Genomic DNA, 20,087 nt, shown 5'->3' with positions numbered 1-20,087 from the left:
CAGTTGCCGGACCCACGACGGTGTCGACGGCCAGCCATACTGGGCCGACGAGGTCGTCCACGGCCCACGAACGAGGGAGAACACCATGGCGGACGGTGCACCGCAGGAGCAGGTCGGTCCGGACGAGGACACGAAGCGCAAGTTCCGGGAGGCCCTGGACAAGAAGCGTGCACACGGCGGCAAGGACGTCTCCGACGGGTCCGTGCACAACAAGGTGCACGGCACGCACGGTCCGGAGACCAGCGGCGCCCAGCAGATGTTCCGGCGCAAGTCCGGCGGCTGATCCCACCGGACACGACGCAAGGGCGGCACCCCACCGGGGTGCCGCCCTTTGTCGTTGCCGAGCAGAGGTCAGGCGCGGTCCTCGACGAGGCCGACGAGCGTACGGATGCCGAAACCGGTGGCGCCCTTGGCGACGTATCCGAAGGGACCGCCCTCGTGGAACGCAGGACCGGCGATGTCGAGGTGGGCCCACGGCAGGTCCGAGCCGTCCTTGGCCGTGCCGACGAACTCGCGCAGGAAGAGCGCGGCGGTGATCATCCCGCCTTCCTTCTGGCCGGTGTGCTTGAGGTCGGCCACGTCGGAGTCCATCGGCTTGCGCAGCTCGGGTCGCAGCGGCACGGGCCAGCTGTCCTCACCGACGCGGTCGGCGGCCGCGACGACCTGGTCACGCGTGGCGTCGTCGTTGGAGAGCACCGCCATGACGCGGCCGCCGAAGGCCATCACGGCTGCGCCGGTCAGGGTCGCGATGTCGATCACGAGGTCGGGGTGCTGCTCCGAGGCGTACGAGAGACCGTCCGCCATGACGAGGCGACCCTCGGCGTCGGTGTTGATGATCTCGACGGTCTTGCCGTTGCGCATCGTGACGACGTCGCCGGGACGCTGGGCGTCCGAGCCGGTCATGTTCTCGGCGAGGCAGAGGTAGGCCGTGATCGTCACGGGCAGACCGAGCCGTGCGATGGCATCAACGGCTGCGGCGGTGGCAGCCGCACCGGCCATGTCGCACTTCATCGTGATCATGCCGGTCGGCGGCTTCAGGCACAGGCCGCCGGAGTCGAACGTGATGCCCTTGCCGACGAGGGCGATGTGCGCCTTGGCCTTGGAGGGCTTGTAGGTCAGCGTCACCAGGCGCGGAGGGCGCGAGGAGCCCTGACCGACGCCGACGATCCCACCGCAGCTGGCCTTGGCCAGCGCCTTCTCGTCCATGACCTCGACCTTGACCTTGCCGCCCTGGAACCGCTTCTTGGCCAACTCGGCGAAGGAGTCCGGGTAGAGATCGTTGGGCGGTGTGTTGACCAGGTCGCGAGCCCAGGCCTGAGTGTCGGCGAGCACCTCTGCACGCGTCGCGGCCGACTTGACCGCGTCGTCGCCCGCTGATGCGGAGAGGAGGGTGACCTTCTCGAGCCGCTTGGTGCTGCTGGCCGAGCTGCGGTAGGTCACGAAGCGGTAGCCGCCATAGAGCGCCCCCTCGGCGGCCGCACCCGCGAGCGTCGCGTCGTCCGGCGCGGCGAGCGCGATGTGGGCGGTGTCGCTGAGTCCGCGCGTGGCGGCACCTGCGGCACGGCGTACGGGCTCGTGGTCGTCCGCGGTCGGCTGGTGGTCCAGGCCGGTGCCGGAGACGACGACCAGGGGAGTGGTGAGTCCGGGTACGCCGGTGAGCTTGATGGCCTCGTCCTCGGCACCCTTGGCGCCGATCGCCTTGAGCGTCGCCGTGATGTGATCGACCGACTCGGTCACAAGTCCGTGGGCGGGCACCAGGCTCGCGCCGGCGTCGCTCTTGACGGACAGCAGAACCAGCACATCTGCCTTCACGTCGCTGGCTGTCTGGTCCGTCAGTGTCAACGTCGTCACAGTGGATTGCCTCCGGTCGTTCGCGGGTGGGCCACGTTGCCCAGTACCACGCGAGGATAGTCAGCAGCGGCGGCGATACCGTGCGCGCATGACCGGTGACACCTTGAAGACCTCCCCACTGCACGAGCGCCACGTCGCCCTCGGCGCCAAGATGGCCGACTTCGGCGGATGGGAGATGCCCATCGAGTACCCCGGCGGCGGCGTGCTGCGCGAGCACACCGCGGTCCGCGAGCGGGTCGGACTGTTCGACGTGAGTCACCTCGGCAAGGCGCTGGTCAAGGGCGCCGGCGCGGCCGACTTCGTCAACTCCTGCTTCACCAACGACCTGCGCAAGGTCGAGCCGCCGAAGGCCCAGTACACGATGTGCTGCGACGAGGAGACCGGCGGCGTCGTCGACGACCTCATCCAGTACTTCAAGAGCGAGGACGAGCTGTTCCTCGTCCCCAACGCGGCCAACACCGCCGAGGTCGTCCGGCGGATGCAGGCCAAGGCACCCGCGGAGCTCGAGATCACCGACCAGCACACGGAGTTCGGCATCATCGCGGTGCAGGGACCCAAGGCTCCCGAGGTGGTTGCCGCGCTCGGGCTGCCGACCGACCTCGAGTACATGTCCTTCACGACCGCGCAGTGGGAGGGCCACGACGTCATCGTGCTGCGCTCCGGCTACACCGGCGAGAAAGGCTTCGAGCTGGTGCCGCGCTGGGACGACACACCTGCCCTGTGGGACGCGTTGGTCGAGGCGATGCAGCCGTACGACGGCCTCGCCTGTGGCTTGGGCGCGCGGGACACGCTGCGTACCGAGATGGGCTATGCATTGCACGGTCACGAGCTGTCGATGGACATCACGCCCAACATGGCTCGTGCTGGCTGGGCGGTCGGCTGGAAGAAGGACGCGTTCTGGGGCAAGGCCGTGCTGGAGGCGCAGCGCGCCGAGAAGACCTGTCGTCTCGCGTGGGGCCTGCTCGCCACGGGCCGCGGCATCCCGCGTGCCGACTGCGAGGTCCGTACGCCGGCTGGTGACGTCGTCGGTGTCGTCACCTCGGGCACGATGTCGCCGACCCTGAAGCAAGGCATTGCGCTGGCGCTGCTCGACCGCGGTGCCACCGAGGGCGACGAGCTCGTCGTCGACGTCCGCGGTCGCGATCTGGCGGTGACGGTGGTCAAGCCGCCGTTCGTCCAGGTCGAGACCGCCTGACGCAGCTCAGACGACGGCGGTGGCGACGAGCAGGCTTGCGGCCAAAGCGATCTCGAGGGCAGCACCCAGCACGTCACCGGTGATCCCGCCGAGGCGAGTCGTGCACCGACGCAGTAGGACAGCGGCTCCGAGGACGGCCCCGGCCACCACGGCCGGGGCGGTCCACCAGGACCCGTCAGCGGCAGCCACGACGGCTGCGGCGGCTCCGGCGAGAACGAGCAGGGCGACGATCGTGGCCGGCCGCGCGACCGAGCCGGCCACGGTCGCGCCCAGACCTTCCGGACGCGCGGACGGGACGCCGCGGGTGCACGCGACCGTGAGGGCGGATCGGCTTGCGAGCAGGGAGACGGCCGCGAGCGTCGTACCGACGGTGGTGGTGAGCAGTGAGGCCGCGCAGGTGATCTGCAGCGCCAGCACGAGCAGGAGGGTGGCCGCGCCGGCCGGTCCGACGTCGCCGGTGCGCATCACCGCCAGGGCGCGCTCGCGGTCGTAGGACGCGGCGAGGCCGTCGGCCGTGTCGGCCAGCCCGTCGAGGTGCAGGGCTCGGGTGCCAGCGGCAAGGACCATCACGACGAGCACGGCCTGGACCGTTGATGGGACATCGAGCAGTCGTCCGAGGGCGATGCACGCGGCAGCCGGGAGGAGGAGCAGCAGGGCGGTGAGGGGTGCGAGCAGCATGGCGATGCCCGCTGTGCTGCGAGTGATCGAGCGGGGCGCGGGGACGCGCATCGCGGTCAGCGTGCCGACCGCGAGCCGAAGGGCGTCAGACAACCGAGATGGGCACGGTCGGCAGCGTGGACAGATCCATGACACGACCCGCGAGCACCAGGTGGACCTGGTCGGTGACGGCGCTGATGGTCGCGTTGACCCGTCCGAGCGCCTCCTGGAACAGCCGGCCCGACGCCGTGTCGGGGACGACGGACATGCCGACCTCATTGGTCACGGCGACGACGTCGTACGGCGCGTTCATCCACAGGGCGCTGAGCTCTGCGGTCCGTTCGGCCATGATCCTGAGCGCCTTGTCGCGGTCTTCCCAGACCTTGGCGTCGTCGAAAGTCCCGGTCACCCAGTTGCCGAGGCAGTCGACCAGCACGGGACTGCGGGCGCCGATGATGGCGCGGGTGACATCGCTGCTCTCGACGGTCGTCCAGGTCTGAGGTCGCCGGCTGCGGTGCTCATCGACACGCGCCTGCCAGTCGCGATCATCCTCATCTGGCTGCGGGCCCGTCGCGACGTAGGTAACCTCAGCCTCGTGGTCGAGCAGGCTCTCGGCATACCTGCTCTTGCCGCTACGGGTTCCACCTAGGACCAATGTTGTCGTCATTCTTCCTCCTGTCCTGTAACGGACCCCTTCAGTCACTGTAGCCGGGCAATCAAGGCTGCCCGGTTCTGCGAGGTCAGGGTGTCTGTGGTAGGCCGAAGGCGGCTCGGCGGACGGCACGCCGCAGCGCCTGCAGCACGGGACGCGCCGCGATGAGCACCAGAGCGGCCGTCAGGACGCCGCGCGGCAGGTCCCATCCGAGAGACGTCAGGCCGTAGAACACGCCGTAGTGCCCCAACTGAGTGGCGAGCGATGCATCGGGGTCGAAGCCGGCTCCTGACGGCGCCGAGCTGCCGAGGAACGGCCAGAACCACAGGTTCATCACCGCGCCGTACGCCAGGCCCGTGACCAGTCCGTACGCCGCCAGCAGCCAGCGCTCGGCGCGCCCCCTCCAGTCGGGCAGCAGCGCGGCTCCGAGCCCGACCCAGCCCGTGGCGATCATCTGGAACGGCGTCCATGGCCCGACGCCGCCGGTGAGAAAGGCGCCGGTGATGATCGCCAGCGCACCCAGCAGGAAGCCGGCCGTACGACCGAGCACCCGACCTCCGAGGACCACCAGGAAGAACATCGGTTCCAGCCCTGCGGTCCCGGCCGACAGCACGCGAAGTGCCCCGCCCATCGCGGCCAGGACACCGAGGGTCGCCACGACCTTTGCGTCCATGCCGCCGCGAGAGAGCTCGGCCAGCAGGACCGCTCCGAGGAGTCCGACCAACGCCGGAAACAGCCAGGGGGCGTTGTTGCCCCGAGCCAGCGCGGCCTCGGAGTCGACCAGGAAGGGCCACGTGAAGGACAGCACGCCGACGACGGTCACCAGAGTCATCGCCGCGGTGGAGGCCCACGACCAGGGCAGCAGGTCGGTGCGCCGATCCATCACGGAGCCGCCAGACGGATCGGCACCTCGGGCACGGTGAGGTAGGGGAGTGGGTGCATCACCTTCGCGACCTGAGGCGCGAATGCTGGTGACTCGCAAAGGATTTCGCGCGCAGGACCCTGACCGATGATGTCCCCGTCAGCCAGGAGTACGACGTCGTCGGCCACGTCTGCGGCCATCTCCACGTCGTGAGTCGCCATCAGGACGCAGTGTCCGTCGTGGGCGAGCTCCTGGAGCACCTCGCCCAGCCGAGCCTTGGCGGTGTAGTCGAGTCCGCGCGTCGGTTCGTCTAGGAGGACGACCGGCGGCGAGCCGGTCAGGACGACAGCGAGCGCCAGCAGCACCCGACCGCCCTCGGACAGGTCGCGCGGATGCGCGTCGGCGAGCAGGTGGGGTGCGATGCGCTTCAAGAGAGCGGCGCATGTGCCGCCCGGTCGGTCGAAATCGGCGTCTGCGGCAGCACATTCGCGCTCAACGCTGTCGTGGTAGAGCAAGGAGGCCGCATCCTGCGGGACGAGGCCCACGGTGCGTACGAGGTCGCGCGGCTTGGTCGCCGAGGGATCGACATCGCCGGCCAGCCGCACTGAGCCGGACGTCGGAGTCAGGAGTCCGGCGAGCGTGGAGAGAAGGGTGGACTTGCCTGCTCCGTTGCGGCCCATGAGCGCCGTCACCCGTCCGGAGTGGAGGTCGAGGTCGACCTCGCCGAGCACGATGACACCCCGACGCCGGACATGCAGGCGACGGACGGCGACCGCGACGGGCGTTGCGGTTGAGGGAGATTCGGCCGCCGGGCCTGGGTCGACCGCACGAAGATCGGCCGCGCGTCGACGTGCGTCGCGGATGGACAACGGAAGCGGGTCCCACCCGAGCCGCTGCCCGAGGCGTACGACGGGGGGCGCGATGGGCGAGCGCACCATGGCCTCCCCGGGGTCGAGGAGATCGGAGACGACGCCGTCCTCCACGAGCAGCACGCTGTCGGCGTGGTGCACGACGCGCTCGAGGCGGTGCTCGGCGAGGACGACGGTGACGCCGAGGTCGTGCACGAGCCGGTGCACCGCGGCCAGGACGTCCTCCGCCGACACCGGGTCGAGCGAGGAGGTGGGTTCGTCGAGCACGAGGACCCGCGGCCCAGTGGCAAGGACGGAGGCGACGGCGACCCGCTGCTGCTGACCGCCGCTGAGCTCACGGAGCGGTCGGCCGCGCAGGTCGGCGACGCCGAGGACGTCCAGGCTCTCCTCGACACGGCGGCGCATGGCCGAGCTGCTGAGGGCGAGCGTCTCCATCCCGTAAGCGATCTCCTCCTCGACCGTCTCGGTGACGAACCCCGACAGCGGGTCCTGACCCACGAACCCGACGACGTCGGCCAGGTCGCGCGGTCGGTGGTCGCGCGTGTCCCGGCCGTCGACGACGACGCGACCCTCAAGCAGACCACCGGTGAAGTGGGGGACAAGTCCGTTGAGCGACTTCAACAGCGTCGACTTGCCACTGCCTGTCGCTCCGACCACGAGGACCAGATCGCCCTCGGGCACGTGGATCCGGCCGGTGCTCAGGTGCGGCTCGGGTGCGCCGTCATAGGTGACGCGGACGTCGTACAGATCGATCATGCCGCCACCTCCAGCTCGTCGGCGCGGTGCCGGTAGGCGTCCTCGAGCGCCGCTCGGCGCGGCGGCCGCGGAGCCAGAGCGCCGGCTGCGATCGGCAGTACGAGTGCACCGACAAGCAGCAGGGACACGGTCGGCCAGGCCGCCGGCACCTGCGGGGGTACGACTCCGGCGTCACCCCGCGAGGCTGCGACGGACATCACCACAGGGGCGAGGCAGGCGGTCGCGACCACGAGGCTCTCCGGGATGCCCCACGGGTCGCGGCGGTAGGGCGTACGCCGGTCGCGACGTGCGCCAGACATGAGGGCTGCGACCGCACAACCGCACCCGAGCAGCAGCATCGGCAGTCCCAGCAGCTGCGGCGTCGAGGAGTCGAGCAGTCCGTAGAGGCCGATCAGCACGCCACCGAGACCGATCATCGTCAGCAAGGTCGCTCGCCTACGGACCCGTGGCTCGAGGGTGACGCGGCCGTAGCCGCGCGACTCCATCGACGCGGCCAGAGTGAGCGACCGGTCCAACGAGCTCTCCAGCACAGGGACCACCAGCCGGGCCAGCTCGCCGAGCCCACGGCCGGAGTGTCCGCGCAGGCGACGTGCCGTACGAATGCGCCGGGCGTCGTCCGCCAGCTGAGGCACATAGGTGAGCGCGACCACGACGGCGGTGCCGACGTCGTACAACGTCGCGGGGACGTAGCGCAGCAGCCGGCGCGGGTCGGCAAGCACGTTGCAGGCGCCGACACAGATGAGGATCGCGGCGAGCTGGAGACCGTGGTAGACGGCGTCCAGGAAACTCTCGAGCATGACCGGACCGCCGAGCTGCACCCCGGCCATCCAGTCCGGCAGGGGCACCTGCGGCAGGGACAGCATCTCCGTGCGACCGCCGACGCCACTGCCGAGCAGCACGGTCATGGTCACCCGGATGGCGACCGCGACGAGCGCGATGCCCATGAAGATCGCCAGCGTCGTGCTCGCCCCAGTCTCGCGGCGCAGCAGCACGACCCAGCCGACCACAGCCATGAGCACGATCAGGTAGGCCGGGTTCGTCGTACGGGATGCAGCGGCGGCGAGCAGGAGTCCCCACAGCCACCACGCCACGGGATGGAGCAGGCGCGGGGGAGAGAGGCGGTCGGCCAGGCTGGTCACTGCGTGAGAGGCACCGGCTCGTCAGGCCGTCTCGGTACGACGGCGACGCAGCAGGGTGAGGAGCGCACCGAGCAGCAGCAGGACGACGACGCCCGCGACCAGGACGATGGTCATCGTGTTGCTGCTGGACGCCTTGTCCTCCGCCGGCTTGGCCACGGCGATCGTGACCTTGTCGTCGACGGCCTTGGCGGCCGCGCTGACCGTCTTGACCGGACCGCCGCAACCGGTGGCCGGCCAGCTGCCGACCGCGCAGACCATGCCCTTCTCAGTGCGGACTGCCGCGACAGCGGCGAGTACGTCGGCGCCAGTCGCCTTGGTCGGTACCTGTGCGCAGGCGGAGCGTGGCGTGGGCGGGGTGCCGGACTCCGCGTCGGCCGCGCGGCCGAAGTCGATGACGACGCCGACTCGCTTGGTGCCGGACTTGGCAGGCGTATCGGCGCAGACCTGCGCGAAGGTCACGACGCCGCGCGGCATCCGGGTGTCGGTCTCGGAACCGACGGCCCACCGCCAGCCCTCCACGGCGCCATCAGCCGGTGTGACCTGCGCCGGTCCCTTGGGAGCGAACGTCCAGGACGTGCCCTTGAGCTGGTAGTAGCCCCAGAACCGGAACGCGGCCGCAGACGCACGAGGCGCGGTGGCGGTGCCGAACGTGAGGGCGAGCAGGACTCCCAGGGCGACCAGGATCCAGGGCCGGGCGTACGAACGGGACTGACGATGACTCATGAGGACCTCCTGCTGGATCGAGATCGGCAGGAGAGACAAGGTCTCGTGGCCGGCTCGTCCGCACTCCGCGACGGATCAGTAATAGAGCCGAACCTGGCGGGAGGTGCTCCGGCTCGCGTCCGAGGACGCACACGGTTGCGGGACAGCGCCGGGATCTCACCGGCTTCCCCTGTCCGACAGGTGTTCGGTGGCTGAACAGTCCCATCGCACGCCTGAGCTTGTCAAAGGTGGGTCGTTTCGGTGAAGAACCGACATTCTTGACTGATCTTGCAGAATGTCGGTCGGGCAAACATGACAGCGGGCAGAAAGTTGTAGAGATCTTTCCGCTGCTGTGTCATGGTGGCGGGCAGCGCATCACCCTCGCGTCGACCGATCGCCGTACCCGGCAGCAGGTCCAGCAACATCTGTCGGACCACAAGCACCTGCAGCCCGTTCCGATTCGTTCATCCCGAGGTGATCCCCGCATGACCACCGCACTGGCCTCCGAGCCCGGCCCGGACACCAGCGGACCAGTCTTCGCTGCCCATGAGGGCGGCAAGCTGGAGTCCGTCCCCACCAAACCGTTGCGCGACCGCAAGGACCTCGCACTGCTCTACACACCCGGCGTCGCCGACGTGTGCCGAGCCATCGCCCAGGACCCTGACCTCTCGCACCGCTACACGACCCGACGCAACACCGTCGCTGTCATCACCGACGGCACCGCTGTCCTCGGCCTTGGTGACATCGGCCCGGTCGCCGCGCTTCCGGTCATGGAGGGCAAGTCGGTGCTGTTCAAGCACTTCGGTGACGTCGACAGCGTGCCGGTGTGTCTGGAGTCGGGCACGGTCGAAGAGCTGGTCGACGCCATCGCCCGCCTGGCACCGACGTACGGCGGCATCAACCTTGAGGACATCTCGGCCCCGCGCTGCTTCGAGATCGAGCGTCGGCTGCAGGAGCGGCTGGACATCCCGGTGTTCCATGACGACCAGCACGGCACCGCGATCGTCGTGCTGGCCGCGCTGATCAACGCTGCAACGGTGGTCGACAAGCCCCTGGAGTCGCTGCGGGTCGCGATCTCCGGTGCCGGTGCCGCCGGTGTGGCGATCGCCGGGCTGCTGCGTCGCCGCGGTGTGCAGGACGTTGTGGTGTGTGACTCACGCGGCATCGTCGAGCCGGGTCGCGATGACCTGGTCGAGCACAAGCGCCGGCTGGCCGCGACGACCAACCCGCGCGGTCTGTCCGGCGGCCTGGGCGAGGCGTTGCAGGACGCGGACGTCTTCGTCGGGGTGTCGGGTGGCACGGTCAGCGAGGACCTCATCGCGCAGATGGCCGACCGCTCGATCGTCTTCGCGCTGGCCAACCCTGACCCGGAGGTGCACCCCGACGTCGCGGCCCGTCACGCTGCCGTCGTGGCGACCGGTCGCTCGGACTTCCCCAACCAGATCAACAACGTGCTCGCCTTCCCCGGACTCTTCCGAGGCGTGCTCGACTCGGGCGCCCCGGCGATCACCGAGGCGATGAAGCTCGCGACCGCCGCCGCCATCGCTGCGCTGGTCGAGCACCCGACCGCGGGCGAGGTCATCCCGTCGGTGTTCGACGAGCGGGTCGCGCCGGCCGTGGCCGCGGCGGTGGCCGAGCTGGCCTGAGGGCCGCGCCAACGCAGGAAAAGAGCAGTGCCGTACGCCGGTCACCGGCGTACGGCACTGCTCTTGCGTTGGCGTCCGGTCAGCCCTTGCGACCGGCTCCCAGGAGGCCGCCCAGGATGTCGGTGAGGCCCCCGCCGCCCTGCTGGCCGCCTCCAGCGGCACCGCCACCAAGGATGCTGCCGAGGATGTCGCCGAGGCCGCCGCCTGAGTCCTGCTGCGGAGCCGGCGCCGGCTGACCCTGGGGTGCCGGAGCGGTCTGGCCATCACCCTGCGGAGCCGGCTGGGCTTGGGCGCCGCCACCCTTCAGGATCTTGTTGGAGATGTAGGACAGCACGATGGGTGCCAGGATCGGCAGGAGCTTCTTGATCAGGTCGTTGCCGCCCGCCCCACCGACGCCACCGAGCTGGTTGACGACGGCGTCCTTGTTGCCACCGAAGATGTGGCTGACGATCGAGTCGCCTTCGGCCGGGTCGACGTCGCCCGGGCCAGGGATGTCGCCCTGGTGCTGGCCGAGCGCCTCGGTCAGCGACGCCGCGCCGCCGGGGTCCTGAGCATTGGCCTGCATACCGCTCAGCAGAGCGGGTACGGCCTGCTCGACGGCGCCCCGAGTTGTCGCCTCGTCAGCGCCGATCTGCTGGGCGAGCTGGTCGATCGGGACCTGCGCGAGAATGTCGTCGACAGCACTCATGTGAATCCTCAATCCACTGGGCCGGCCCCATGCCGACCGTGGATGCCCACAGTAGGGAGCAACGTGTCGCCGGTCACCGTGCCGGGCCGGGGATTCTTCCGCGACTTAGGGTCGTGGCGGCGGGTCAGAGCAGGTCCGCGTCGTGCACCGTGATGGCGATCTGCACGCGGTTGGACGCATCCAGCTTGGTGAGCAGCCGCGACACATGTGCTTTGACGGTCGGCACGCTCATGTAGAGCGTCTTGCTGATCTCGGCGTTGGACAGCCCACGCCCCACGGCCAGGGCCACCTCGTGCTCGCGGTCGGTCAGCACGGTGAGTCGCTCGCGTGCTCGAGTGGCCCGTCCGTCGTCACCGGCCGATCCGAGTCGCGCCATCAGTGAGGCGGTGATGCTGGGAGACAGGATGGGCTCGCCGTCGGCCACCGCGCGTACGGCCGCTACAAGACGTTCGGGCGGCGTGTCCTTGAGCAGGAAGCCGCTGGCGCCGACCCGCACCGCCCGTACGACCATGTCGTCGGCGTCGAAGGTCGTCAGCACGATGACCCGCACCTGGTCGCCGTAGGTCGTCACGAGCTGCTCGGTCGCGGCAATGCCGTCCATTCGCGGCATCCGGATGTCCATGAGGACGACGTCGGGTGTCGCTGCCCGGGCCTGGTCGACGGCGTCCTGGCCGTCACCGGCCTCGCCGATGACCTCGACGTCGGGCGCACCGCCCAGGATCATTCGCAGACCGGCGCGCACCAGCGCGTCGTCGTCGACGAGGAGGACTCGAATCATCGGCGTGGCATCAGGACTCGGCACGGTCCCACGGTAGCCATGCCGCGACGACGAACTCGTGTCGCCGGTCGAGCCCGTAGTGCAGCTCTCCGCCGGAGAGCACCGCGCGTTCGGTCAGCCCGATGAGGCCGAGACCCGAGGACGGCAGGCCCACCGGCGAGGTCGTACCGGCCTCCGCCTTGTCGACAGGGTTGCGCACCTCGAGGAGCAGCCGCTCGCCGGGATCGCCGGCGATGGTGACGCGCACCGGCTGACCCGGCGCGTGCTTGCTGGCGTTCGTCAGGCTCTCCTGGACGATGCGAAAAGCGTTGCGAGAGACCAGCTCTGGGACATCGTCGACATCGACTCGCAGCGCGAGTGCGACCCCACCGTCGACGTGCTTGTACGCCTCCACCAGCTCCACGACGTCGGAGAGGACGGGCTGGGGTGCCTCCGGAGAGGCACCAGCAGGCGTGGTCTCTCGAAGCACCCCAAGGACTTCGCGCAGCTCGGTCAGGGCTTTGTGGGCGTTCTGCTGGATGATCGCGGCCGCGCTCTGAACTTCGTCCTGGGACAAGTCCTTGCGATAGGTCAGTGCGCCAGAATGCATGGCTACCAAGGAGATTCGGTGGGCGAGGACGTCGTGCATCTCGCGCGCGATACGAGCGCGTTCGCCAACGCGGGCCTGGGCGACGCGCTGCGACTGCTCGCGCTCGGCCGTCTCCGCGCGTTCGTGCAGGTTGCGGATCAGCTCACGACGTGCGCCGATGAACAGGCCTATGGCGACGCAGAAGCCCGTCGCCAGCAGCGAGATGACGATGTTGCTGATGCGGTCGGCCTGGGTGTCGTTCGTGGACGGGTGGATCACGCCGAACATGACGCCGCTTGCGACCCAGATGATCGTGGCCGGCAGGATCTGCCGCCAACGTCGATGGGCGCACAGCGAGATCATGGCGATGCCGGCACTCGCCACGGTCGAGGCGGTGAAGGCAGTGAGGATCGCGAACGCTATCGCGATGAACATCGGCCAGCGTCGTCGGAACGGCAGCGCGGCCAGCGTCACGACGCCGATGCCCAGGTCGATCAGAGGCCACAGGTCTTCGCGCTGGTAGCCGACATTGTTGTCCGGTCCGGCGACACCCAGCCAGACCAGCAGCCCGACGAGGGCTGCCGCCAGGATCCGCCAGGACTCGCCCCAGAGGCGGCGCCGACGGCTCGGAACGGGGATGGACACAGCGACGAGGCTACGGCGAGAACTCGCCGATGCCACTGTCGGCGGAGCAGGTCGAGACCAACGTGCGACCGCTCACCTACCAAAGTTGCGGGAGAGTCCAGACCGGGGACGGATGTGGAGATCGGCGTCGACCGGCAGCCTTGAGGGCATGATCTCGGTGCAGAACCTCACCAAACGCTATGGCGCCTATACGGCCGTGGACGATGTCTCGTTCAACGTCCGCCCAGGTGCCGTCACCGGATTCCTCGGCCCGAACGGCGCCGGGAAATCCACCTGCATGCGCATGATGTGCAGCCTCACGCCACCCACCTCGGGTACGGCTACGGTCCTCGACCGGCCGTACTCCTCACTGCCGAACCCCGGCCGGCATGTCGGCGTCCTGCTCGACGCCTCGGCTCAGCACGCCGGGCGTACGGGTCGGGAGATCCTGACACTCGGCGCCATGGTGATGGGCATCGACCGGAGCCGCGTCGATGAGATGCTCGACCTGGTCGGCCTGTCGGAGTCCGAGGCGACGCGTCGGGTCCGCAACTACTCACTCGGTATGCGCCAGCGTCTTGGCATCGCCCACGCCCTGCTCGGGGACCCCCAGGTGCTGATCCTGGACGAGCCGGCCAACGGTCTCGACCCGGCTGGTATCCGGTGGATGCGCGGCCTTCTGCGTGGCTACGCCGATGAGGGCGGCACGGTCTTGCTCTCCTCGCACCTGCTGCACGAGGTCGAGGTCGTCGCCGACGAGCTGGTGGTCATCGGGCGCGGGCGGATCGTCGCCCAGGGCACCAAGGCCGAGCTGATGGCTGCAACCGGCACCACGGTCCGTACGACGGACGATGCGGCGTTCGCGGGCCTGCTGGAGGGGGCAGGCCTCGAGGTCAAGGCCGCATCAACCGGCCTGACCGTGCAGGCAGAGCCGCAGCAGATCGGTGAGCTCGCCGCACGGCACCAGGTCGTCCTGATCGAGCTGCGGACGGCCGGATCGGCCGGCCTGGAGGACATGTTCCTCGAGCTCACCGCTGACGACGCACGCGAGGAGGTGGCGGCATGAGCACCGTCGAGACACAGCAGCGGGGTGGCGGAGCACGCCTGCCCTCACGACTCAACCTGCCCGAGCCCACCGGGATCCCGTTCACCCGGCTGGTCGCGGTCGAGCTGCGCAAGCTGGTCGATACGCGAGCCGGACGGTGGCTGCTGATCGGGATCGCTGCCATTACGGCGCTGGTCGTGGGCATCGTGATCTTCGCTGGCAACGCCAACGACAGCAAGAACTTCGAAGACTTCGTCCAGGCCACGGTCATCCCACAGAGCCTGCTCCTGCCGATCCTGGGGATCATGGCCGTGACATCCGAGTGGTCGCAGCGGACCGGGCTAGTCACCTTCACGTTGGAGCCGCACCGCGCGCGGTCGGGCTGGTCCAAGCTGGTGGCCACGCTCTTGCTCGGACTTGCCGTCGTCGCCCTGGCCTTCGTGCTGGCCGCGCTGGCCACCGGGCTCTGCCAGGTGATCCGAGGCAGCGACCCGGTCTGGGGCATCAATGTCAAAACGATCGGCGGCATCCTGCTGGCGCAGGCCTTCGGGCTCAGTCAGGGCGTGGCCTTCGGCATGATCCTGCAGAACACGCCGGCAGCCATCGTGACCTACTTCGTGCTGCCGACCCTGTGGACGGTCCTCGGAGACAGCATCAGCTGGCTGAAGGACGCTGCGAAGTGGTTGGACACCAGCCAGGCGCTCCAGCCGCTGTACGACGCCAACATCCATGGCGCCCAATGGGCCAAGCTCGCCGTGGCCGCAGCGGTGTGGGTCTTGCTACCGCTGCTCGCGGGGATGTGGCGGCTGCGGCGCAGCGAGGTCAAGTGACCTCCTGACTCTCCTACGCGGGGGCGGCATGAGAAGAAGGCCGGTGGGCACCTCGGGGGAGCCCACCGGCCTTCGGTGTCCCCTCTGCTGCCTAGGGTGGGGCCATGACAGGTGCATGGCGCTGGACCTACGAGGACGAGGCCGGTCAGCCGGTCACCGGGGACACCCTGGTGACGACGGGCTTCCCGACGCAGAGTGATGCCGAGTCCTGGCTGGGGGAGCAGTGGCGCGACCTCGCGGAGCACAGTGTCAGCGCCGTCACGCTTTATGAGGACGACACCGTGGTCTACGGCCCCATGAGCCTCTCCGACGGCAGCTGACGCGGCGTCGGAGTAGAACGGTCATATGCCGGAGTTCCCACATCTGATGCACACGGCCATCGATACGAACGATGGCCGTAGCCTCGCCGAGTTCTATCGCGAGTTCCTCGGCCTTCAATACCGGCCGGGCGACGAGCCGCCGACCGACGGGTCCGAGGACGACGACAGCTGGCTCGTGCTCGTTGATGCTGACGGTCGGCGCAAGGTCGCCGTGCAGCGCGTGGACGACCCGCTGCCTCACTCGACCTGGCCGAGCCACGAGGTGCCGATGCAGCTGCACCTGGACTTCTCGGTCAGCTCGCCCGAAGAGCTCGAGCGCCAGAAGGAGCGGGCCATCGAGCTCGGGGCGACCGTCCTGCTCGACCGGACCGAGGAGTCCGAGGCGCTCTACGTCCTCGCTGACCCCGCCGGTCACCCGTTCTGCATCCTGACCCGCTAAGTGAGTACGTCCGCCTCACGTTGTGCGCCGAGCTCGGGCACGCTCGATCAGCCGATGGGTTTGACCCAGTCGGCGACGAATTCGAAGCTGTCCTGTTCGGCGGCGTACCAGGTGAACTCGACTGATACGCCTTCCTCCAGGCTGCGGAAGCCATCCATCTCGACGGACGAGAAGTGGGCGAAGGCGTCCTGGCCTTCCGGGAGGTCAGCCGGGCTGATTGCTCCCCAGCCCTTGTCGGCCTTCCAGAACTTCACCGTGCCGATCGACGGCCTGACATCCATGGCTCCATCGAACCGCAGGCGGCCTCTCACAACGCCCCGTACGGTCTGGTCATGAGTGGTGACGACGGGGTTTTCCATCAGCTTCCGGACGGCTCGTTGCGGAGTCCTGACGGCGTGGTGTTTCACCGTACGCCGCAACGTCTTCGTCGCCGGGCCGTAGGCAAGCAGCTCATCGAGGCCGGTGCTCCGGTCGTCACTGACGTGTATCCCGAGGGCCTCGTGTGGCACGAAGGTCCTGATGCGCGCTCCGCGTGGGCCGAGATCGCTCCATTGCTGGTGACCGGTGCGCGGCCCAGTCCTCGTGACCTTCAGTGGGTCGGTCACATCTGGAAGTCTGATGCGGGAGAGGTCATGCTCCGGTTCGACGGTGAGCACTGAACGTCCCCGGTGCGCAGGACCCTGCGGCCCGGGGACGAGCGGGCTACTCCCAGGACTTGTCGCCGCGCGCGACCTGGGGCTTGGGCATCCGGGAGACGCGCATCTGGAACGACCGCATGATCGTGTAAGAGGCAGACCCGCGCGGCGGCTCGTCACCGAACTTCTCGGTGATCGCCTTCTTGGTGCGGCGCCACAGGAAGAACGCGTCGATCACGCCGAGCATCACGATGGCCCAGACCGCCAGGATCGAGGCCAGCTGGATCGCTGCTACACGAGAGCCCGCGAACATCAGGACCAGCACGATCAGCATCAGCGGCAGCAGGATCTCGCCGATGTTCCAGCGCGAGTCCACGGTGTTGCGGATGAAGCGCTTCACCGGGCCACGGTCGCGGGGCGGGAGAGCGTTCTCCTCGCCGCGATTCATCGCCTCGCGCTGCTTGATGCGCTTCTCGCGGGCCGACTCCTTGGACGCCTTGGCGGCCGCCTTGCGGTCGGTCGGCACAAGAGGCTTGCGTCGCGCAGCCTCCTGCTCACGCCGCTTCGGGGTCGGTCGATTCTTGGCCCCGGGACGTTCGGTGCGCTCGGCGTCGGGGCTGACGGCCGGCTCCTGGTCATCGTTCTTGCGGCGGAACACGAAGCACACCCTAAGCGCCAGAAGGCCAAAGTCGTGCACCGACGGCCGAGGCCGAGTGCAGAGATGCCGCAGCTACGGTGGCCCGGTGAGCCAAGACATCGCTGCTGACCGGTTGGAGACGCTCCGCACCACGGTGACGGACCTGATGCCCGGAGTCCGGGCCGACCTGGAGGCGCTCACCCGCATCCCCAGTGTCTCGCTCGACTCCTTCGACCAGGCCGAGGTCGACCGCAGCGCCGAAGCGGTCGCCGAGCTGCTGCGCGCAGAGGGTCTCGAGGTGGAGATCGTCCGCGAGGGCGGGCGTCCGGCTGTCATCGGCCACCGACCGGCGCCGGACGGCGCGCCCACCGTCCTGCTGTACGCACACCATGACGTGCAGCCGCCCGGCGACGAGAAGGACTGGGACAGCAAGCCTTTCGTGCCCACTGAGCGCGACGGTCGTCTCTACGGTCGAGGTGCGGCCGACGACAAGGCCGGCGTCATGGCCCACGTCGCCGCCCTGCGTGCGCACGGGCAGCAGCCGCCTGTCGGCGTCACGATCTTCGTCGAGGGCGAGGAAGAGATCGGCTCCGACTCACTCGCGACGATCCTCGAGAAGCACGGCGACAAGCTGCGCGCCGACGCCATCGTGCTGGCCGACTCGACCAACTGGGACATCGGTACGCCGGCGCTCACCACCACGCTGCGCGGCATGATCCGGGTTGTCGTCTCTGTGCAGACACTCGGTCACTCGGTGCACTCCGGCATGTTCGGCGGCCCCGTCCCCGATGCGATCACCGCTCTGGTTCGCGTCCTCGCCAGCCTGCACGACGACGCGGGCAACGTTGCAGTGCAAGGACTTTCGAGCGGGGAGGCCGCCGATCTCGACTACGACGAGGCACGCCTCCGGGCCGAGAGCAGCCTGCAGGAGGGCGTCGCCACGATTGGCGAAGGGTCGATCCTGTCGCGGCTCTGGACCAAGCCGGCCATCACCACGATCGGCATCGATGCGCCTGCCGTCGACACCTCCTCCAACACCCTGGTGCCCAGCGCCCGGGCCAAGGTCTCGGTGCGCCTCGCGCCCGACGAGGACCCGAGGGCGGCGTACGACCTGGTGGCCCAGCACGTGCGTGACCACGCCCCTTGGGGCGCCAAGGTCGAGGTCACCCTGGACGACGAGGGCGGCGGCTTCAGCGCTGACGCGCAGGGCCCGATCTACGACGAGGCACGGGCGGCGTTCGCTGATGCCTGGGGGACCGAGCCGGTGGACATCGGTGTCGGCGGGTCGATCCCTTTCGTCGCGGCGTTCGCCGAGCGCTTCCCGGACGCGGCGATCCTGGTGACCGGCGTCGAGGACCCCGACACCCGGGCCCACGGCGCCAACGAGAGCCTGCACCTCGAGGAGTTCGCCAAGGTCTGCGTCGCTGAGGCGGTGCTCCTGGAGCGCCTGGGCCGACTCGGCAGCTGAAGGCCGACCGCGCCGGGTGCCAGCCGCGTACGGTCGGAGCATGGCTCTGGGCACTGACGGCGCGAAGACGTTCACCCGCGACACCAACTACATCTCCGATCGGATCACCACCGATGGAGCCGACGGCTGGCCCGTCGAACCCGGGCGATATCGGTTGGTGGTCGCGCGGGCCTGTCCGTGGGCCAACCGGGCGATCATCGTGCGACGCTTGCTCGGGTTGGAGCGGGTCCTGTCGATGGGCGTGTGCGGGCCGACGCACGACGTCAACAGCTGGACGTTCGACCTCGACCCAGGCGGTCTGGACCCGGTGCTGCAGATCCCGCGCATCAAGGACGCCTACCTCAAGCGTTTCCCCGATTATCCGCGCGGCATCACGGTGCCGGCGATCGTCGACGTCCCGAGTGGCGGAGTCGTCACCAACGAGTTCAACCAGATCACGCTCGACCTGTCGACGCAGTGGGGTGAGCACCATCGCGAGGGTGCACCGGACCTCTATCCGGAGGCGCTGCGCGAGGAGATGGACGAGGTGATGCACCGCGTCTACACCGAGGTCAACAACGGCGTCTACCGCGCGGGCTTCGCCGGCGACCAGACGGCGTACGACGCGGCGTACGACCGGCTCTTCGCCGCTCTCGACTGGCTGTCCGAGCGCCTCGCCGACCGGCGCTACCTCATGGGGGAGTCGATCACCGAGGCCGACGTCCGGCTGTTCACGACGCTCGTCCGGTTCGACCCGGTCTACCACGGGCACTTCAAGTGCAACCGCTCCAAGCTGACCGAGATGCCGGTGCTGTGGGCCTACGCCCGCGACCTGTTCCAGACGCCTGGCTTCGGCGACACGGTCGACTTCGCAGACATCAAGTCGCACTACTACGAGGTCCACCGGGATGTGAACCCCACTGGCATCGTCCCCAAGGGCCCAGACCTGTCGGACTGGCTGACTATGCATGGTCGAGAAGCCTTGGGAGGCAAGCCTTTTGGCGACGGTACGCCGCCCGGTCCGGTCGCGCAGGACGAGCTCGTGCCGCCTGGGCACGGTGTGTCATGACGGCGGAGCAGCCTCCCCGCGAGTGGCAGCAGCAGGCCGATGTATGGGCCGGCGAGGCGATCGCGGCGGGCGAGCCGACGGCATGGTTCGAGCGGCTCTATGCGGCCGGACGGGACGGCACGGTCACGATGCCCTGGGACCGTGACGATGCCCACCCTCTGCTCGCGGACTGGCTTGCAGGACAGGACAGTCCGGCGACCGGCGCACGTGCTGTTGTGATCGGCTGCGGCCTCGGCGCGGACGCCGAACGTCTGGCCCAGCTCGGCTATGGCACGACCGCGTTCGACCTGTCGGAGTCAGCGGTGGCCACAGCCGTCGCGCGCAACCCTGGGTCGCAAGTCGACTACGTCGTGGCTGATCTCCTCGACCCGCCAACGGCGTGGCATCAAGCCTTCGACCTCGTGGTCGAGATCTACACGGTGCAGGCGGTACCGGTGTCCATGCGCGAAGCCATGACTCGAGCCGTGACCGACCTGGTGGCGCCCGGGGGCACGCTGGTCGCGATCCAGGCCGTCCATGAGGACGGCGACGACGACGGCCCACCCTTCCCGCTGACGCGAGCGCAGATCGACGCCTTCGCCGACGGCACCGGCCTCAAGATGGTCGACCTCGAGCAGCGTACGCACCCGGCCAATCCGAGCGTTCAGCTGTGGCAGGCCCACCTGCGGCGGTCGTAAG

The 20,087-nt window shown here is 69.1% G+C and carries 24 protein-coding genes and 1 riboswitch; of the genes, 11 read left to right on the top strand and 13 right to left on the bottom strand.

The annotated features are described in order from the left end of the window. The first annotated feature begins 85 nt into the window (after positions 1–85). A complete protein-coding gene (locus VV02_RS17065; protein ID WP_052593389.1) occupies positions 86–283 on the top strand; it encodes a DUF5302 domain-containing protein in 198 nt (65 codons plus the stop codon). A gap of 68 nt (positions 284–351) precedes the next feature. Here the strand turns inward: VV02_RS17065 and VV02_RS17060 are convergent, their stop codons facing one another. After that, positions 352–1,851: a leucyl aminopeptidase gene (locus tag VV02_RS17060; protein ID WP_052593387.1), complete on the bottom strand. Its 1,500-nt coding sequence runs from the start codon at positions 1,849–1,851 to the stop codon at positions 352–354. 88 nt (positions 1,852–1,939) lie between these two features. Here VV02_RS17060 and gcvT point away from each other — a divergent pair, with 88 nt between their 5' ends. After that, entirely contained in the window at positions 1,940–3,046 is a 1,107-nt protein-coding gene (gcvT, locus tag VV02_RS17055) for a glycine cleavage system aminomethyltransferase GcvT (protein WP_052593385.1), read from the top strand. 6 nt (positions 3,047–3,052) lie between these two features. On the opposite strand, the gene VV02_RS17050 is transcribed toward gcvT, so the two are convergent. The 7 genes from VV02_RS17050 to VV02_RS17020 form a co-directional block, all read right to left on the bottom strand. Beyond that, positions 3,053–3,817 carry an adenosylcobinamide-GDP ribazoletransferase gene (locus VV02_RS17050; protein ID WP_218917434.1) on the bottom strand — a complete coding sequence of 255 codons (765 nt, stop codon included), beginning with the start codon at positions 3,815–3,817 and terminating at the stop codon, positions 3,053–3,055. Beyond that, the gene (locus tag VV02_RS26960; protein WP_052593382.1) at positions 3,810–4,370 is read right to left on the bottom strand and encodes a bifunctional adenosylcobinamide kinase/adenosylcobinamide-phosphate guanylyltransferase; all 561 of its coding nucleotides are present in this window, start codon (positions 4,368–4,370) and stop codon (positions 3,810–3,812) included. Before VV02_RS26960 ends, VV02_RS17050 begins: the two co-directional genes overlap by 8 nt. 73 nt (positions 4,371–4,443) lie before the next feature. Next, positions 4,444–5,238 carry an ECF transporter S component gene (locus VV02_RS17040; protein ID WP_052593380.1) on the bottom strand — a complete coding sequence of 265 codons (795 nt, stop codon included), beginning with the start codon at positions 5,236–5,238 and terminating at the stop codon, positions 4,444–4,446. After that, the gene (locus tag VV02_RS17035) at positions 5,238–6,842 is read right to left on the bottom strand and encodes an ABC transporter ATP-binding protein (protein ID WP_052593377.1); all 1,605 of its coding nucleotides are present in this window, start codon (positions 6,840–6,842) and stop codon (positions 5,238–5,240) included. Before VV02_RS17035 ends, VV02_RS17040 begins: the two co-directional genes overlap by 1 nt. Further along, a complete protein-coding gene (locus VV02_RS17030) occupies positions 6,839–7,981 on the bottom strand; it encodes an energy-coupling factor transporter transmembrane component T (protein WP_052593375.1) in 1,143 nt (380 codons plus the stop codon). Before VV02_RS17030 ends, VV02_RS17035 begins: the two co-directional genes overlap by 4 nt. Positions 7,982–8,002: 21 nt before the next feature. After that, a complete protein-coding gene (locus tag VV02_RS17025; RefSeq protein WP_052597174.1) occupies positions 8,003–8,704 on the bottom strand; it encodes an SCO2322 family protein in 702 nt (233 codons plus the stop codon). A gap of 81 nt (positions 8,705–8,785) precedes the next feature. Continuing rightward, positions 8,786–8,925, bottom strand: a riboswitch (cobalamin riboswitch). Next, positions 8,926–9,108 carry a hypothetical protein gene (locus VV02_RS17020; protein WP_157063436.1) on the bottom strand — a complete coding sequence of 61 codons (183 nt, stop codon included), beginning with the start codon at positions 9,106–9,108 and terminating at the stop codon, positions 8,926–8,928. A 60-nt stretch (positions 9,109–9,168) separates the two neighbouring features. Here VV02_RS17020 and VV02_RS17015 point away from each other — a divergent pair, with 60 nt between their 5' ends. Beyond that, the gene (locus tag VV02_RS17015; RefSeq protein ID WP_052593371.1) at positions 9,169–10,329 is read left to right on the top strand and encodes an NAD(P)-dependent malic enzyme; all 1,161 of its coding nucleotides are present in this window, start codon (positions 9,169–9,171) and stop codon (positions 10,327–10,329) included. Positions 10,330–10,408: 79 nt separating this feature from the next. Here VV02_RS17015 and VV02_RS17010 read toward each other — a convergent pair whose 3' ends face one another. The 3 genes from VV02_RS17010 to VV02_RS17000 form a co-directional block, all read right to left on the bottom strand. Next, positions 10,409–11,017 (bottom strand): DUF937 domain-containing protein, encoded by a 609-nt coding sequence (locus VV02_RS17010; protein WP_052593369.1) that lies wholly within the window; start codon positions 11,015–11,017, stop codon positions 10,409–10,411. Between the two features lie 124 nt (positions 11,018–11,141). Next, a complete protein-coding gene (locus VV02_RS17005) occupies positions 11,142–11,795 on the bottom strand; it encodes a response regulator transcription factor (RefSeq protein ID WP_052597172.1) in 654 nt (217 codons plus the stop codon). Positions 11,796–11,805: 10 nt separating this feature from the next. Then, positions 11,806–13,008: a sensor histidine kinase gene (locus VV02_RS17000; RefSeq protein WP_052593367.1), complete on the bottom strand. Its 1,203-nt coding sequence runs from the start codon at positions 13,006–13,008 to the stop codon at positions 11,806–11,808. 148 nt (positions 13,009–13,156) lie between these two features. Between VV02_RS17000 and VV02_RS16995 the strand changes: the two genes are divergently transcribed. The 4 genes from VV02_RS16995 (at position 13,157) to VV02_RS16980 (ending at position 15,621) form a co-directional block, all read left to right on the top strand. Continuing rightward, positions 13,157–14,053 carry an ABC transporter ATP-binding protein gene (locus VV02_RS16995; RefSeq protein ID WP_052593365.1) on the top strand — a complete coding sequence of 299 codons (897 nt, stop codon included), beginning with the start codon at positions 13,157–13,159 and terminating at the stop codon, positions 14,051–14,053. Next, complete coding sequence (locus VV02_RS16990; protein WP_052593363.1) at positions 14,050–14,862, top strand: ABC transporter permease; 813 nt, start codon at positions 14,050–14,052, stop codon at positions 14,860–14,862. The genes VV02_RS16995 and VV02_RS16990 overlap by 4 nt, the downstream gene beginning before the upstream one ends. A gap of 104 nt (positions 14,863–14,966) precedes the next feature. After that, the gene (locus VV02_RS16985; protein WP_052593361.1) at positions 14,967–15,182 is read left to right on the top strand and encodes a hypothetical protein; all 216 of its coding nucleotides are present in this window, start codon (positions 14,967–14,969) and stop codon (positions 15,180–15,182) included. Positions 15,183–15,207: 25 nt separating this feature from the next. After that, positions 15,208–15,621, top strand: coding sequence for a VOC family protein (locus tag VV02_RS16980; protein WP_052593359.1), 414 nt, complete (start codon positions 15,208–15,210; stop codon positions 15,619–15,621). 47 nt (positions 15,622–15,668) lie between these two features. On the opposite strand, the gene VV02_RS16975 is transcribed toward VV02_RS16980, so the two are convergent. Continuing rightward, positions 15,669–15,902, bottom strand: a complete 234-nt coding sequence (locus tag VV02_RS16975) for a cold-shock protein (RefSeq protein ID WP_052597171.1) — start codon at positions 15,900–15,902, stop codon at positions 15,669–15,671. 51 nt (positions 15,903–15,953) lie between these two features. Here VV02_RS16975 and VV02_RS16970 point away from each other — a divergent pair, with 51 nt between their 5' ends. Further along, on the top strand, positions 15,954–16,280 hold the full coding sequence (locus VV02_RS16970; protein ID WP_157063435.1) for a hypothetical protein: 327 nt from the start codon (positions 15,954–15,956) through the stop codon (positions 16,278–16,280). Between the two features lie 43 nt (positions 16,281–16,323). Here VV02_RS16970 and VV02_RS16965 read toward each other — a convergent pair whose 3' ends face one another. Beyond that, entirely contained in the window at positions 16,324–16,914 is a 591-nt protein-coding gene (locus VV02_RS16965) for a DUF3043 domain-containing protein (protein ID WP_052597168.1), read from the bottom strand. A 145-nt stretch (positions 16,915–17,059) separates the two neighbouring features. Here VV02_RS16965 and VV02_RS16960 point away from each other — a divergent pair, with 145 nt between their 5' ends. Genes VV02_RS16960 through VV02_RS16950 form a run of 3 tightly spaced genes read left to right on the top strand, consistent with a single transcriptional unit; the run spans position 17,060 to position 20,086 of the window. Continuing rightward, a complete protein-coding gene (locus tag VV02_RS16960) occupies positions 17,060–18,361 on the top strand; it encodes a dipeptidase (RefSeq protein ID WP_425412297.1) in 1,302 nt (433 codons plus the stop codon). A gap of 40 nt (positions 18,362–18,401) precedes the next feature. Continuing rightward, a complete protein-coding gene (locus VV02_RS16955) occupies positions 18,402–19,409 on the top strand; it encodes a glutathione S-transferase family protein (RefSeq protein ID WP_052593353.1) in 1,008 nt (335 codons plus the stop codon). After that, entirely contained in the window at positions 19,406–20,086 is a 681-nt protein-coding gene (locus VV02_RS16950; protein WP_083450244.1) for a class I SAM-dependent methyltransferase, read from the top strand. The genes VV02_RS16955 and VV02_RS16950 overlap by 4 nt, the downstream gene beginning before the upstream one ends. Position 20,087 lies beyond the last annotated feature (1 nt).

Origin of the sequence: Luteipulveratus mongoliensis (assembly GCF_001190945.1) — a bacterium.
GTDB classification, from domain to species: domain Bacteria; phylum Actinomycetota; class Actinomycetes; order Actinomycetales; family Dermatophilaceae; genus Luteipulveratus; species Luteipulveratus mongoliensis.
This window is presented reverse-complemented; position numbering and strand designations above follow the sequence as displayed.